This is a genomic window from Herbaspirillum sp. C7C8, from assembly GCF_022627875.1.
Classification (GTDB): Bacteria; Pseudomonadota; Gammaproteobacteria; order Burkholderiales; family Burkholderiaceae_D; genus Herbaspirillum.
This window is the reverse complement of the sequence record NZ_JABXGG010000083.1, coordinates 1-255: the sequence shown is the minus strand read 5'-3', so window position 1 is coordinate 255 and position 255 is coordinate 1. Positions and strand designations below refer to the sequence as shown.

Annotated in this window: 1 protein-coding gene; it reads left to right on the top strand. The window is 48.6% G+C overall.

The window, feature by feature from the left end; genetic code table 11:
• Positions 1-255, top strand: a 255-nt coding sequence (locus HWE01_RS22740) for a hypothetical protein (protein ID WP_241822971.1), incomplete at both ends; no start/stop codon positions are given.

Below are 255 nucleotides of genomic sequence, written 5' to 3'. Positions count from 1 at the left end.
GTCACATATTGCGCATGCCTCCACGAGCGAATCATTTTTCAGGTACGGTAGATACAACCTCTCGCTTAAAGTTCAGCAGAATACCCAGCGACTTCTGAGCGTTGATCTTTTTAACACTCCACTTCTCGCCACCGCTCCAAACCAAGTTGTGTCTTACCGCTACAGCGCTTTTGGATTCAGCAGCCCCTCTAAAAACGAATGGGGCTTCAAAGGTGAGCGAAAAGACCCTATCAGCAGCGGTTACCTACTCGGAAA